11 protein-coding genes are annotated in these 15332 nt (G+C 43.0%); 7 read left to right on the forward strand and 4 right to left on the reverse strand.

The window, feature by feature from the left end; all coding sequences use genetic code 11:
- Positions 1-214 precede the first annotated feature (214 nt).
- The 3 genes from UYI_RS0110960 to UYI_RS39645 all read right to left on the reverse strand — a co-directional run bounded on the left by UYI_RS0110960 (position 215) and on the right by UYI_RS39645 (position 3015).
- Complete coding sequence (locus UYI_RS0110960; RefSeq protein ID WP_016866707.1) at positions 215-1168, reverse strand: c-type heme family protein; 954 nt, start codon at positions 1166-1168, stop codon at positions 215-217.
- Between the two features lie 130 nt (positions 1169-1298).
- A complete protein-coding gene (locus UYI_RS0110965) occupies positions 1299-2207 on the reverse strand; it encodes a c-type heme family protein (protein WP_016866708.1) in 909 nt (302 codons plus the stop codon).
- A gap of 673 nt (positions 2208-2880) precedes the next feature.
- Positions 2881-3015, reverse strand: coding sequence for a hypothetical protein (locus UYI_RS39645; RefSeq protein ID WP_016866709.1), 135 nt, complete (start codon positions 3013-3015; stop codon positions 2881-2883).
- 51 nt (positions 3016-3066) lie between these two features.
- On the opposite strand from UYI_RS39645, the gene UYI_RS0110975 reads away from it, so the two are divergent.
- Complete coding sequence (locus tag UYI_RS0110975; RefSeq protein ID WP_016866710.1) at positions 3067-4875, forward strand: serine/threonine-protein kinase; 1809 nt, start codon at positions 3067-3069, stop codon at positions 4873-4875.
- Between the two features lie 279 nt (positions 4876-5154).
- Complete coding sequence (locus UYI_RS0110985; protein WP_016866712.1) at positions 5155-6048, forward strand: SDH family Clp fold serine proteinase; 894 nt, start codon at positions 5155-5157, stop codon at positions 6046-6048.
- Between the two features lie 116 nt (positions 6049-6164).
- On the opposite strand, the gene UYI_RS0110990 is transcribed toward UYI_RS0110985, so the two are convergent.
- The gene (locus UYI_RS0110990) at positions 6165-6857 is read right to left on the reverse strand and encodes a peptidoglycan-binding domain-containing protein (protein ID WP_016866713.1); all 693 of its coding nucleotides are present in this window, start codon (positions 6855-6857) and stop codon (positions 6165-6167) included.
- Between the two features lie 376 nt (positions 6858-7233).
- Between UYI_RS0110990 and UYI_RS0110995 the strand changes: the two genes are divergently transcribed.
- From UYI_RS0110995 to infB, 5 genes are all read left to right on the forward strand, one after another.
- Positions 7234-8649, forward strand: coding sequence for a hypothetical protein (locus UYI_RS0110995; RefSeq protein WP_016866714.1), 1416 nt, complete (start codon positions 7234-7236; stop codon positions 8647-8649).
- 269 nt (positions 8650-8918) lie between these two features.
- Positions 8919-9380 carry a ribosome maturation factor RimP gene (gene rimP / locus UYI_RS0111000; RefSeq protein WP_009458839.1) on the forward strand — a complete coding sequence of 154 codons (462 nt, stop codon included), beginning with the start codon at positions 8919-8921 and terminating at the stop codon, positions 9378-9380.
- A gap of 360 nt (positions 9381-9740) precedes the next feature.
- Positions 9741-11069 (forward strand): transcription termination factor NusA, encoded by a 1329-nt coding sequence (gene nusA / locus UYI_RS0111005; protein WP_016866715.1) that lies wholly within the window; start codon positions 9741-9743, stop codon positions 11067-11069.
- A 15-nt stretch (positions 11070-11084) separates the two neighbouring features.
- On the forward strand, positions 11085-11360 hold the full coding sequence (locus tag UYI_RS0111010) for a YlxR family protein (protein ID WP_016866716.1): 276 nt from the start codon (positions 11085-11087) through the stop codon (positions 11358-11360).
- Between the two features lie 422 nt (positions 11361-11782).
- Complete coding sequence (infB, locus tag UYI_RS0111015; protein WP_016866717.1) at positions 11783-14923, forward strand: translation initiation factor IF-2; 3141 nt, start codon at positions 11783-11785, stop codon at positions 14921-14923.
- Positions 14924-15332 lie beyond the last annotated feature (409 nt).

The raw sequence follows: 15332 nt of genomic DNA on the forward strand, positions 1-15332 counted from the left end.
GAGGGAAGGGGGATTGGGTGATGGGGAGTGTGAGGAGTGTGAGGAGTGTGAGGAGTGTGAGGAGTGTGTAGACGCGCTCATAGGCTTCCCGTAAGGGTGGAGTGTGAGGAGTTTGAGGGGTAGTGAACAACCACTAACCACTAACCACTATTGTACAGACGCGATGTTCCTCGCGTCTCTACCCACTAACCACTAACCACTAACCTCCTAACATTCAGTGTTGGGGATAGTCACTACTTCCGATACTCCCCATACCTCCTGTGCCATGTGTATTTCCAGGAGGACGTTTGAGGCGTTTCATTGCCATTTCCAAACTTAACTTCATGCGTTTAAAAGCTTTGGCAAGATTACCAATTTCATCATTAGTTAACTGCTCAAATTCCACATCCATATGTCCTGTACTAACTTCTTCCGCTACACGAGTGATGCGTTTGAGAGGAAGAACTACTTGTCGAGTCAAAAAGATGTTAACTAGGACAATAACAATTACAAAAACAACAGATACAAGTCCAACAATTAACAAAGAAGACTGATTGGCTTTGTTAATGACTCTGCTAGCTGGTACAGAAATAATTTGCGCGCCAACAATTTCACCTAATTGCCAGCTAAAACCATTAGCCGTACCATAGCGATCGATCATACTTTTTGGTGCTTGCTCTGGTGTACTGTGGCATTGTAAGCATTTTGCGTCAGAAACTGCGAGTGGACGAGCAATATAGTAAATATCTCCACTAGGAAGCGATCGAAATCCACTTTCTTCTTTTAAGTTTTTGTTACCTCGGAAGCGATTCACAACTTGTGTCTCAAAGCTATCAGCCTTATCCCGCAAATTAGTCGGGTTTAAGGTAGCTTCTTTATAAAAAAACTCTCGGTAATCTTGTTTTTGCCGCAAATTTTCAAATACTTCTCGTGCTGAGTAACCAGGTACTGATTGCGGTAGAAACTCAGTTTCCAATTTATCAACTAGTTCCGGATTAACTTGAGTGCTAGTGTACTGCCGAACAGAAATCATAGTTTCCATCAACATCAAAGCTGTGGAAGTAATTTCCTGTTTAGCATTTTGCCTCAACACAGAAGATAAAGCTAAACCACTCAAGCTTAAACCAAATGTCAGAATTACAAGTAATAAAATCGTAACTTTTTGTTTCAATCGTAGATTTTTTAACATATTTTAACCATTTAATAACATGCTAGAAAATACGTAGTACTGTATTTTCTCAATTCTAGTTAGCTAAGAGTTAATTATGTTACCAAAATTGAGAGAAATAACATATCTTTAATTTTTAATTTGGAATTGTTTAAGTTTCTGTAGTTCCTGTATTTCTTTTTAGTCTTTGCATCGCCATTTCTAAACTGAACTTCATCCGTTTAAAAGCCTTAGCAAGATTACCAATTTCATCATTAGTTGTCTGTTTAAATTCAACATCCATATGTCCTGTGCTAACTTCCTCAGCTACACGAGTTAGACGCTTAAGAGGACCAATAACTTGACGTTCCAAGAAAATATTGACTAAAAGTACAACAGAAATAAAAACAGCAGACACAATTAAAATTATCAAAAAAGAAGATTTATGTGCTTTTTCAATAACTTTACTAGCTGGCAAAGAAATTATCTGTGCAGCGATAATACTGTTTAACTGCCATCCAAATCCATTCTCTGTACCGTAACGCTCAATCATTGTTTTAGGTGCAACCTCAGGAGTGCTGTGACACTGCAAGCAAGCTGATTGAGTCAGCTTGAGTGGACGAGCAATATAGAAAATATCCCCACCAGGCAAGGAACGAAAACCGCTCAACTCTTTTAAATCTTTCTCATCAGTAAAACGCTTGATAATATCTGCCTCAAAACTATCAGCTTTATCCCTCAGACTTGTAGGGTTGAGCGCAGCTTCTTTATAGAAGAAGTCTTTATATTCTGGTTTTTTTCGTAAAATTTCAAATACTTCCCGCGCTGAATAGGCAGATACAGTTTGTGGCAAGAATTTCGTTTCCAATTTATCTACCAGTTCCGGCGTTACTTGAGTAACTGTATACTCACGCAAAGAACTCATCGTTTCAATCAGTGATAAAGCATTCGTAGCAATTTCTTGTTTCGCATTCTGCCTGAGTAAAGCGGATAGGCTTAACCCACTCAAACTCAAACCAAATACAAGAATAAGGACTAATAAAATTGTAAATTTTTGTCTTAACTTTAGATTCTTTAGCATTTTGGGCAGATCTCACTTTTTGCAGGAATGATAGAAACTACAAAATTAGATTACAGCATTCCAGATATAAACCATATTTTTTATTAATAAAAAGTATTTTAAAAATCAACATTAGGTTCTATAGCAATCCTAATTGAGAGATTCAGAACCCCAACTTCTTGAAGAAGTCGGGGTTCTTGTTGTTCACAAATAATTTAGGAATGATATACATCCTAAAACACAAAAATTACGCAATCTAGATATTAATATTTTTAATCAGTAGTGCGAAGACTTGATGGGTATTGCTTAGCCTACAAAATTCATGAAATATGAGTTTATAGAATTAATAACTGAATTAACTACTTTCTTTTCAACTCAAGATTAGCTATGAGATTCTTTGTGTTCCATCCTGCGCTCAACCGCTAGCTCATCTATGATTTCTTTGTGGTAATACCAAATAGGAATAGGTAGTATTGTTTGAAATTACAGAAACAGCTTTGCAATCAAGACTTTCAATCCGTCTTGAAAAGCTTTGAACGCCCCAAGCCCTAGCACCCTAACCTTAAGCCGCCTTGCGTCTACAAACTTTTCGCAAAATCCAAAATCTCAAATCCAAAATTGGTATAAGTAGGTGGACATAATTAAACGTAAAATGCTTATGCCCATAAACTATATAGGTTCAGTCTTTCTCTTTCTACCATCTGCCCTTGGGGTTCGGCAGTCCCCCATCACCGGAAACCGCCAAGACGGGGGCTGCCTCACCTTCTGCCATCTGCCTTCTACTTATATTTTGGTCAGCCGTTGTGCGTCTACATTTGTCTACAACCATAGTTGGCTGCTGTCGTGTCAAAATAAATAGCAGATTTAGCAATTATTACTAATGGTTTGGAATCCAGGACAACGGTTGTTTGGGGGACGCTATATCATCCAAAGAAAGCTAGGCGAGGGTGGAATTGGTATCACTTACCTCGCCACCAACGAACATGGAGAACCACGGGTAATTAAAACCTTAAAAGAGGAAATTTTCAATAACCCTGCCTGGAAACCGCACCGAGACAAATTAAGGCTTGACTTTCGGGATGAAGCTGTAAGATTAGCTGTGTGTCGCCATCCACACATAGTACAAATAGAAAATATCTTCGATGAAGCAAATATGCCTTGTATGGTGATGGAGTACATCGAAGGCGAAGACATGGGTAAGCGCTTGCAACGGGTAGGAATGCTACCAGAAACAGAAGCATTACTTTACATACGGCAAGTAGGCGCAGCTGTAACCGTTATTCACCGCAAAGGCTTACTACATCGAGATATTAAGCCGCGCAACATTATGCTTCGCAATGGTAAATTAGAAGCTGTTTTGATTGACTTTGGCATTGCCAGGGAATTTATTCCCAATGCTGTACAGAAACATACAGTTTATCGTACTCCTGGTTTTGCCCCTCCTGAACAATACGAATTAGAAGCACCACGGGGGGAATACATTGATGTCTATGGTCTAGCAGCTACTTTGTATAGTTTGGTGACTGGGATAGTACCAACCAGTGCAGAGGAGAGACGCCGCAACATTCCTCTGGAACCACCACAGTATTATAATCCCAATCTCAGCCACAAGGTAAATCTGGCAATTGTGCGGGGTATGGAATTGCAACCCAAGCTTCGTCCTCAAAGTGTACAAGACTGGTTAAATCTACTAGATTCTGAGTTTGAAGAAGATTCATCTGTACCACCCACACAAATTATTGCTACAAAAGCACACACTCAAACTACTGTTTTATCTAGTCAAAGGGAAAGGGAGTGGATATGTACAAACACTCTCAAAGGCCATGCCAGCATGGTGCAAACTGTGGCAGTTAGTGGTGACAACCAGCTTTTGGCTAGTGGTAGTAGTGACACTACTATCAAACTGTGGGATTTGGAGAGTGGCAAGTTACTGCGTAGCCTTGGTCGTTGGTTTTCTGGCCATTCCAGTATGGTTAGTAGTGTCGCCTTCAGTCCAGATGGAGAAATTCTTGCTAGTGCTGGTTGGGATGAGACTATTAAACTATGGTTAATCAGTTCTGGCAAAGCAATTCGCACTCTCAGAAATCACAGCAACTGCGTGAATTCTGTCTGCTTCAGCCCAAATGGACATATGCTTGCCAGTGGCAGTGCTGATTGTACGATTAAACTATGGCAGGTCAGTACAGGTAGAGAAATTCGGACTTTTGCTGGTCATACTGATACTGTTTGGTCTGTTGCTTGGAGTCCGAATCGAGAAGTTATCGCTAGTGGTAGTGCTGATTACACAGTCAAACTTTGGTATATAAATACAGGTCAAGAAATTCGCACTCTCAGGGGACATTCCTTTTTTGTGAATGCGATCGCTTTCAGTCCAGATGGCGAAATGATCGCCAGTGGCAGCGCTGACTCTACTATCAAGCTATGGCTAGTAAGTACAGGTCAAGAAATTTGCACCCTCACAGGGCATTCTAACTCGGTATGGTCAATTGCCTTTAGTCCTGACGGAGAGTGGTTAGCTAGTGGTAGTTGGGACAAAACCATCAAAATTTGGCACGTAAGTACAGGTAAAGAGATTTGCACTTTGACTGGTCATTTGAACTATATCCGATCTATCGCCTACAGTCCAAACGGACAAACTTTAGTAAGTGGTAGTGATGACGACACTATCAAAATTTGGCGGTGCAGGTAAAGGAGATGGGGAGGTGGGGAGGTGGGGAGATGGGGAGATGGGGAGATGGGGAGATGGGGAGGTGGGGAGATGGGGAGTAATGTAGAGACGCGCTGTTTGAAGCGTCTGGGAGTGTGAGGAGAATAATAACCACTAACTACTAACCACTAACAACCAACAACCAACAACCAACAACCAACCACTAACCAATACGCTTTTGCTTCCCCAGATAGAACTGCCGATTCTCAAAAATTGGGACAATAATGACGTCAAACTGTGATTTTTAAGTATTCAAATTTTATGAGTTTCGGTATCGGTGATTTATTTTGGATATTTCTGCTTTTTTCGTCTTTTCAACCGATTTGGCAAAAACGTCAGATTGAATATCGACGCTTCCGTGCCCTTCAAGAATTTCAGCAGCAACGTAAAAGTAGAGTAATTTTTCTGATTCACCGCCAAGAGTCTATTAGTTTACTGGGAATTCCCATATCACGCTATATTACTATTGAAGACTCAGAACAGATTTTGCGGGCAATTCGTCTGACTCCGCCAGATGTGCCAATCGACCTAATTTTACATACTCCTGGTGGTTTAGTCTTAGCAACTGAACAAATTGCTAGAGCCTTGATTCGTCATCCCTCTAAAGTTACAGTTTTTGTACCCCACTATGCCATGAGTGGTGGAACTATGCTTGCTTTAGCTGCTGACGAAATTATTATGGATGCCAATGCTGTTTTAGGGCCTGTTGATCCCCAACTTGGAAATTTTCCGGCAGCAAGTGTACTTAAGATTGTAGAAGATAAACCTATCAGTGAAATTGACGACCAAACGCTGATTATGGCAGACTTGTCGCGCAAAGCTATTCAGCAGGTACAAAACTTTGTGCGGACTCTATTAAAAGACAATATACCAAGGCAAAAAGTTAAGGCAGAAAATATCGAAAACATCGTTCAAGCCTTGACAACTGGACGCGTTACTCATGACTATCCCATCACAGTTGAAGAAGCAACAGAAATGGGGCTGCCCATAACAGTAGGACTACCGCGCATAGTTTACGACTTGATGGAGTTGTATCCCCAACCCCAAGGCGGACGCCCAACAGTACAGTATATCCCCATGCCTTACGATGACCGTCGCCCTATTCTACCAGTTCCCAAGGGTAGACCGTTGGAAGAACCAACTCAACTGCGTTAATGGTAATTGGTAATGGGTAATGGGTAATTGGTAATGGGTAAATAAAAATACTATTACCAATCACCAATTACTTACTAACCACTAACTACCAATAAATTCAGTTACTTGCGTTAAATCTAAGGTGTAGATGTTGGGGTTGCTGTTGGTGTTGCCGTGGGTGATGGAGTAGATGTTGGGGTTGTTGTGGGTGATGGTGTAGATGTTGGGGTTGTTGTGGGTGATGGTGTAGATGTTGGTGTTGCCGTAGGTGTTGCCGTAGGTGTTGGGGTTGCTGTTGGCGTTGCCGTAGGTGATGGTGGTGTAGATGACGGCGCTGCTGATGGATTTTGGAGTATCCTCTTAGCCTCTTTGTCAAGTCTCTGCCGCAATGCTAAGTCGGCAATTCCTGTTTGGGGTAGTTGGAGTTTTTTCTGATAAAGCTTGACTGCGGATTGGGTTTGAGGCCCATAATATGGGTTTTTAGGTAAAAGAGGATTTGGTTTTGCCACCAGATTTAAGTTTGCCTGGAGAATCCTGACAATGTTTGCCGCAAATGCTTGGGTTTTTGGCCCGGCTATGCCATCCACTGGTTGCAGTCTATAACCCTTTTGAAATTCTTGAATTGCTTTTTTAGTTTCCGCATCTGTTAGAGGTGCATTTGATACCGTAACTTTATAACCTAATCCTTGCAGTACGCTACGAAATTGCTGTGGAGTATAGATTTGTTGCTGTACTGTTGTAGGTGTTTGTGCGATCGCTACACTTGCTGCGACTGTTACTATGCAAACAGTAGCTACACTCAGGCTTGATTTGCCAAATTCACACCACATAATTCAAACTCCTTTTTATGAAGCCAGCAAAATATTGATGTTACCAGAACTAACAGATGCATTTTAAGTTTATATAAATACTTTGGCTGAAATATTAATGATTTTTGATTAATAGCATTATCTTCAGTTTAAAATTGGATAATTTGTATAAAAAGTTTTTCATCCTTGATCCGAAAAAAGTATTTTTACTTAGCAAACAAGATATGCGAAAAAGTTTAAATCAGCAGAATTTAGAGTTGTTTAATGGTAGCTGTTGGTTGTTGGGTGTTTGTTGTTGAGTTTAGTTGTTTGTTGATAATTTGATTCTTTACAATCACCGACTCACTACTGACCACTAACTACTAACTAATAACCACTTACAATATTGATAGCAAGAATGTCTAATTCAAAATCTCTCAATAATTCCAAGCTATGGTTTGAACGAGTGATGGCAATTATTGCCACTATCAACTTATGCTTAGTTTTGTTTAATTTAAGTTATATTTCTTGGCGGGATAGATATTTACAATATGTACCGCGAATTGTGATTGCTTATGATCCAGTAAAAGGTATTGAACCTCATAGGGAAACTGAAAAATATCTCAACACAATTGATGAACTGAAAAATCAGGTTAGTAAAAATGGGTTACAGTCTCCCGAAGCAGAATCCCAGTTAGCTGAGTTACGTCGTCTTAGTGTTGAAATGATAGTCAATAATCCGTTTGCATCAGCTAATAAAAGTGGCACGTTGGAAAAAATCAAAAATAAAATGCGTGCCCACATGAACGAAGAATCTGCCAAAAAAGCCTTTGCAATTTTTTGGACTCAAGAGTATTTAGCGCAAAACGGCTGGACAAATGAATTTATGTTTTTTAACCAGCAAATCAGACCTTTAATTGCTACTAACTACTACCGGAGAATTGGCGAAAATGGCGAATATATTGATTATTTTTGGCTGATTGATTTACCTTTTGTATGCATCTTTGCTGTGGAATTGTTAATCCGCAGCTATTACATTAAACGCCGCTATCCCAGTTTCAGTTGGTTGAATGCGATTTTGTGGCGCTGGTATGACTTATTTTTACTACTACCTTTTTGGCGCTGGTTACGAACTATAACTGTGATCATCCGTCTTGATCAAGCACAGATATTAAATTTGCAACCGATTAGACAGGAAATACACTTGGGCATTGTATCAAATTTTGCAGAAGAGATTACTGAGATAGTTGTGGTCAGAGTGATTAACCAGGTGCAAGGTTCTATTCGCCGAGGTGAATTAGTTAGTTGGTTTTTGCAAAAAGAGAATCTGCGTCCTTATATAGACATAAATAACGTCAACGAAGTAGAAGCGATCGCTGCTATTTTGGTACAAACCATCGTCTACCAAGTTCTGCCTAAAATTCAACCAGAACTAGTGGCTATATTGCAGCACAATCTTGAAGGTGCTTTAAATAATTCCCCTGTTTACCGCAACCTGCAAAACTTGCCTGGAGTAACAAAAATACAAACACAGTTGAGTGAGCAACTAGCAACTCAAATCACCACAAATCTATACAATGCTCTTGTGACAACAGTGGAAGATCCTGTTTCCGCAAAACTCTCTAGTCAATTAGTGCAACGTTTTAGTGAAGCCTTAGGAGAGCAAATACAACAAAAACACGTACTCTTAGAACTGCAAAGCTTACTTGTAGACTTTTTAGAGGAAGTCAAGCTGAACTACGTCAGACGCCTATCCCAAGAGGATTTTAATAAAATTTTAGAGCAAACCAGGCAGTTGAGGAGTGTAAGGAGTGGGACACGGGAGGTGGGGTGATGGGGTGATGGGGTGATAGGGAGGTGGGGAGGTGGGGAGGTGGGGAGGTGGGGAGTGTGAGGAGTCCAATAATAACCCCACCAACAACCAACAACCAAACAACAAACAACCACCAACAACCAACAAATTCTTTCTTGCTTCTCGCTTAAAAAAAAATACGCTACACTCAAAGAGAGGCGAATCAAGTTTGATTCGTCTAAAGACTTCTTGGAAGATATCCCTATCGCAGGAAGTGGGTAAACACCCACTTTTTTTGTTGGAATTGTCGCATGACTCATCCTTTAGTCCCACAAATTATTGATTTGGCCACACCAGTAGCAGAAGAACTGGAATTAGAGATCGTTGGGGTAGTTTTTCACACCAACCAACGTCCACCAGTTTTGCGGGTGGACATTCGCAACCCACACCAAGACACTGGGCTGGATGATTGCGAACGGATGAGCCGTGCTTTAGAAGCAACTCTAGATGCGGCAGAAGTCATTCCAGATACCTATGTTTTGGAAGTATCCAGTCCTGGTATCTCCCGACAATTAACAACAGACAGAGAATTTATTTCCTTCAAAGGGTTTCCCGTGATAGTTTCCACCTCCCCGCCCTACGAGGGACAGCAAGAGTGGACAGGGCAATTAATTCGTCGGGATGAAACATCTGTTTATTTAAATCAAAAAGGTCGGGCGATCGCAATTCCCCTCACTCAAGTTACCAAAGTGCGGTTGGATGAGCGCCGATAGAAGAGGGGAAGGGGATTGGTGATCAGGGATCAGTGATCGGGTATCGGGAGAAGACAAGGGAGGGAAGAAAGACACGGGAAGAGGACAGGGAGAATATTTTTGATAAGTTCTCCCTTGTCTGTTACTCTGGGCGTCACCCTTGTCTTTTCCCCCTAGTTTGGCTTGTCCCCTAGTTAATACCTTGAGGTTAAGGGTGGAAAGGGAAAGGGAAAAGGGTAAATTCAAGCCTTTCCCCCTTGCCCCTTACCCTTTTCCCAGACCAGAAGGAATATAAAAAATGCTTATCCGAAAAGTATTGAATCCCCAGCCCCTAATCACCTATCCCCGATCCCTAATTATTTAAGGAGATTGCTTATGTCAATGGTTAGTTTACCTGGTTTGAAAGAGTTAATTGAAAGTATAAGTAGAGAGCGTAATTTACCTCGGATGGCGGTGCAATCAGCCATTAGAGAAGCGCTATTAAAAGGTTATGAACGTTATCGTCGTGCCCAAAATTTAGACCGCAAACAATTTGATGAAGATTACTTTGAAAATTTTGATGTTCAACTAGATGTAGAAGAAGAAGGTTTTCGCGTCGTTGCTACTAAAACAATAGTTGAACAAGTCAGCAACACCGACCATGAAATTGCCTTGCAACAGGTGCAAGACATGGGAGGCGAAGAAGCACAATTGGGTCAAGAAGTAGTACTAGATGTTACTCCAGACCAAGGGGAATTTGGCCGGATGGCAGCAATGCAAACCAAGCAAGTATTGGCGCAAAAACTGCGGGATCAGCAACGGCAATTAATTCAAGAAGAGTTCCAAGATTTAGAAGGAACAGTTCTACAAGCTAGAGTATTGCGGTTTGAGCGGCAATCAGTAATCCTGGCTGTGAGCAGTGGTTTTGGTCAGCCAGAGGTAGAAGCGGAATTACCCAAGCGTGAACAACTGCCTAATGACAATTATCGGATTGGTGCTACATTCAAAGTCTATTTAAAAAAAGTTTCTCAAGGTCAGCAACGCGGGCCACAGCTATTAGTATCTCGGGCTGATGCTGGTTTGGTAGTTTATTTGTTTGCCAACGAAGTGCCAGAAATTGAAGATGAAGTCGTACGCATTGTCGCAGTGGCACGGGAAGCTAACCCCCCATCCCGTCATGTGGGTCCTCGGACTAAAATTGCTGTAGATACTTTGGATCGGGATGTAGATCCCGTAGGTGCTTGTATTGGCGCCCGCGGATCGCGAATTCAAGTAGTAGTCAACGAGTTGCGAGGTGAAAAAATTGATGTCATTCGCTGGTCTCCAGATCCTGCTACCTACATTGCCAATGCCTTGAGTCCAGCACGAGTCGATGAAGTGCGTCTGATGGATCCAGAAACTCGGCAGACTCACGTCCTGGTAGCAGAAGACCAACTTAGTTTAGCAATTGGTAAAGAAGGACAAAACGTCCGCTTGGCTGCTCGTTTGACTGGTTGGAAAATAGATATCAAAGACAAAGCTAAGTATGATCATGCAGCAGAAGATGCTAAATTTGCTGCTGCGAGAGCGAAATACGCCGCAGAACTTGAGGAAATCGAGGAGGAAGAATTAGACGAGGAGGAATTTAAGGATGAAAATCAATCAGAGTTAGAAGATGAATTAGACAACGAAATTGAAGACGAGTTAGACAACGAAATCGAAGACGAACTTTACGATCGCGATGCAGAATAGTTAAAACATTATTAAATGAAACCAAACTATCGACGTTGTATTAGTTGTCGCAAAGTGGGTCTAAAAAATGAGTTTTGGCGGATTGTCCGCGTCTTTCCTTCTGGGCAGGTACAATTAGATGAGGGCATGGGGCGTTCAGCCTATATTTGCCCTAATATGAGTTGTTTAAGTGCAGCTCAGAAAAAAAACAAACTCGGGCGATCACTACATGCATCAGTGCCAGAAACACTGTATCAGACATTGTGGCAGCGCCTATCTCAAAGTAATCTCCCAAATCAAATCGAGCTTTAACTGCTTTGGCGGTCATCCCCAGAGGAATTGTGCCGACAGCCGCACCCCAAGCGCTATCGCCACATCCTCTATTATGCTCGTATTTAATGCCAAAATAGTAATAGGGTGTCTGGCAAATCGCTCTTTAATATCTAAAGGGGGCGAGACAACACTCCAAACATAGACTTACGCTCAATGTGTTGTGGAAGACTCAGAATCAGCAAAACAAAAACATAAAAAATTGCAATCTGGTAGCGCCCACGCGCAGTCCGGCGTCAACCATCGTTTTAGGTGGCGATGCCAGCCTTAAACCGATACATCTCTCTTTCCTGATTGGAGGCACCGGCAACAAAACGGCAACCTAAAAACAGTAATCAAAGGATGGAGATGTCGCAAAAGCTGGCATCCATCCGCTAAAACTGTAAATTATAGGGGAAGAGTGGATGAACAACGGCAAAGTTAGAATCTACGAATTATCAAAGGAATTGAATTTGGATAACAAAGAGCTATTAGCAATTTGCGACCAGCTCAATATCGCGGTCAAAAGCCATAGCAGCACAATCACAGAATCCGAAGCAGAACGCATTCGTTCTCAAGCGGAAAAAGTGGCGGCTACGCACCAGATGTCAAAAAAAGAGCATCATGGTGCAATTAGTCATAAACCAAATACAGCACAAATACCATCTCGTCATCGACCAGCTGCATCCCAAAAACAAGAATTGTTAGAAATTCGCAAACCAAAACCACCTAAAAATAGCCCCGGCAACGCCCTTGAGGCGTCAGCTGCTACCAATAGTCAATTTGCTTCTTCTGAAGTTAACCCTCTGTTACCCCCCAGACCTTTCGCCACACCAGTCTCATCCATGAAGCCGACGGCACCCATTCGACCTGTTTCCCGAAATCAGTCTGAGGCAATCCAAGAAACTGCTGCTCTAGACGCAGACAAAACGCCCAAGTCAAACCAGCCCAAGGAGAAAATGGCAGCGGAAAAACCAGAACCAACTTCCCCTGCACCAAATAAGCCGAAACCAGAAAAACCCCAAAAACCACAACTGGTTGCTCCACCCACAAGACCTGCTGCGGATAAACCCGAATCCACGCCCCAGCCTCATCAACAAGAAAGACCTATCCTGAAGCGCGATCGCGATCAGACTCGAGATCAGGTCAAAGGTAAGGGAAAACCACAGCCTGCCACAAATGTAGAGGCTGGACAGACCACTCAACAGCCGCCTAGACCAGCGCGTCCAGTCCCGGGACAGCCAAAGTCGGAGCAAAAAGGCAATAAAGGAGTCCCCGTTGCGGGAGATACCCCAAGACCCAAGCCTCCAACACGTCCAACTCCCGTACCAGCAGCAGTAGGACCACAAAAACCTGGGGCAGTATCACCAGTAAAATCACAGATCGTCGACGAGGTAGAAACAGAGACAGAAGAAGACACTCCAGAAATCATCGAACTCAAGCGCCCCACACCTCCACGTCAACCAAAAACTGGTAAAAAGTGGCAGCCAGAGGAAGAAATTGACGAAGTTAAAGAATCTGGCAAGGCTAAAGTCGGTGCTAAAGGTAAACGTGTCAAGCCTATTGTTGATGACGAGGACTTTGAAGAAGATTTCCTCGATGATGAAGATGCAGAACTAGCTGCTGCTGCTGTGGCGGTCAGTAATGCGATCGTCCGTCCGCCCAAGCCGAAAAGTGGCAAAGCAGCACAGCCTGCTGCTGTGGTCGCCGCTCCGAAACCAACCAAAAAAGCCCCTGCTGCGGCTCGTGATCAACAGCGTCGCCCACAGGAGCAAAAGCGCGAACGTCCTGAAAAATTAATTATCACAGGCACGATGACCGTGCAAGAGTTGGCTGATGCCTTGGTGGTTGCCGACACAGAAATTGTCAAGATTCTGTTCCTCAAAGGCATGGCGGTGAGTATCACTCAAAGTTTGGATATCCCCACAATTACTTTAATTGCCAACGAACTAGGTACAGAAGTCGAAACCCAACAACCAGAAGCTGAAGCCCGTAAAGTCACAGAAATGATCGACGTGGCAGACCTGGAAAACCTCCAGAGACGCCCACCAGTAGTGACAATTATGGGTCACGTAGACCACGGTAAAACTACCTTGCTCGATTCAATTCGCAATACCAAGGTAGCTGCTGGGGAAGCAGGCGGTATTACACAACATATCGGTGCTTACCACGTAGACGTAGAACATGACGGCAAAGTCCAGCAAGTAGTATTTTTAGATACACCTGGTCACGAAGCTTTCACAGCCATGCGGGCGCGGGGAGCGCGGGTTACAGACATTGCCATTTTAGTGGTGGCAGCTGATGATGGTGTCCGTCCCCAAACAATTGAAGCGATTAGCCACGCTAAAGCCGCAGAAGTGCCTATTGTTGTTGCAATAAACAAAATCGACAAAGAAGGCGCCCAGCCAGACCGAGTTAAGCAAGAATTGACTAATTATGGTCTGACTCCAGAGGAATGGGGTGGCGAAACAATCATGGTTCCTGTCAGTGCGATCAAAGGTGAAAATCTGGATACGCTACTTGAGATGATCCTGTTGGTTGCAGAAGTAGAAGAACTATCTGCTAACCCTGATCGTCCTGCCAAGGGAACAGTGATAGAAGCTCATCTTGATAAAGCCAAAGGCGCGGTTGCAACTCTGCTGGTGCAGAATGGTACACTGCGTGTAGGCGATATTCTAGTGGCTGGCTCGGTATTTGGTAAAGTTCGAGCCATGATCGATGACCGAGCGAGAAAAGTAGAAGCTGCAACTCCTTCTTTTGCTGTTGAGGTACTTGGTTTAAGTGATGTGCCAGCAGCTGGAGATGAGTTTGAGGTCTTCCAAAACGAAAAAGAAGCACGGGCACTCGCTAATGATCGTGCTGAGAAACAGCGTCAATCCCGTCTCATGCAAGGCCGCGTCACCTTGGCTGCAATTTCCGCCCAAGCTCAAGAAGGCGAGTTGAAAGAACTCAACTTGATCCTCAAGGGAGACGTCCAAGGCTCAGTCGAGGCAATCGTGGGATCGCTCAAGCAAATTCCGCAAAACGAAGTCCAAATCCGCTTGTTGTTGGCGGCTGCTGGGGAAATTACCCAGACGGATATTGATCTGGCCGCTGCTAGTGGAGCTGTGATCATTGGCTTCAACACCACTTACGCTAGTGGTGCTAGACAAGCTGCCGATGAAGCCGGCGTAGATGTACGAGAATACAACATCATCTACAAACTTCTAGAAGACATCCAAGGTGCTTTAGAAGGTCTGTTAGAACCAGAGTTAGTAGAAGAACCTCTGGGTCAAGCAGAAGTACGTGCTGTCTTCCCTGTAGGTCGCGGAGCTGTTGCTGGTTGTTATGTCCAATCTGGCAAACTGGTTCGCAACTGCAAGGTGCGAGTACGTCGTGGCGGTAAAGTCGTCTACGAAGGGATTCTGGATTCGCTTAAGCGCATGAAAGAAGATGCCCGCGAAGTCAACACAGGGTTTGAGTGCGGAGTCGGCATCGATAAATACAGTGATTGGACAGAAGGCGACATCATCGAAGCCTACCAGATGGTGACTAAGCGTCGTACCCTCTCGGCAGCAGCGAGATAAAACAGTGGCTGGGAGAAGAAGTGAACACTTCGTATCTGGGCTAAACACCGGACATGGAAAGTTTATGGCTAAACTCTCCATGTCAAACCCATATTTATCAAATCTCTCTCTGGCTTGATCACCTTTCCCCAAGCCAGAACTATAATCTAATTAGTTCAGTAACAAAAATTAAATTTATTACATTTATAAACTTGCATTTTTACTGTTTTGAAAATGGGTGTGGGGGTGTAAGGGTGTAGGAAGATTAATATTTTCATACACTCGTTGTGGGATTTTCTTTTGATTGGCTGTCTTAAAAATACGGAACTCTTAACAGGGAATAGAGAAATAAATATTTTATGCCTTTGTTGTAGGCTTTCCCCCGTGGGGATTTGGCTTGGTAGTAAAGATAATTAATTTAAATTAAAAG

This window comes from Fischerella muscicola PCC 7414 (genome assembly GCF_000317205.1).
Lineage (GTDB): Bacteria > Cyanobacteriota > Cyanobacteriia > Cyanobacteriales > Nostocaceae > Fischerella > Fischerella muscicola.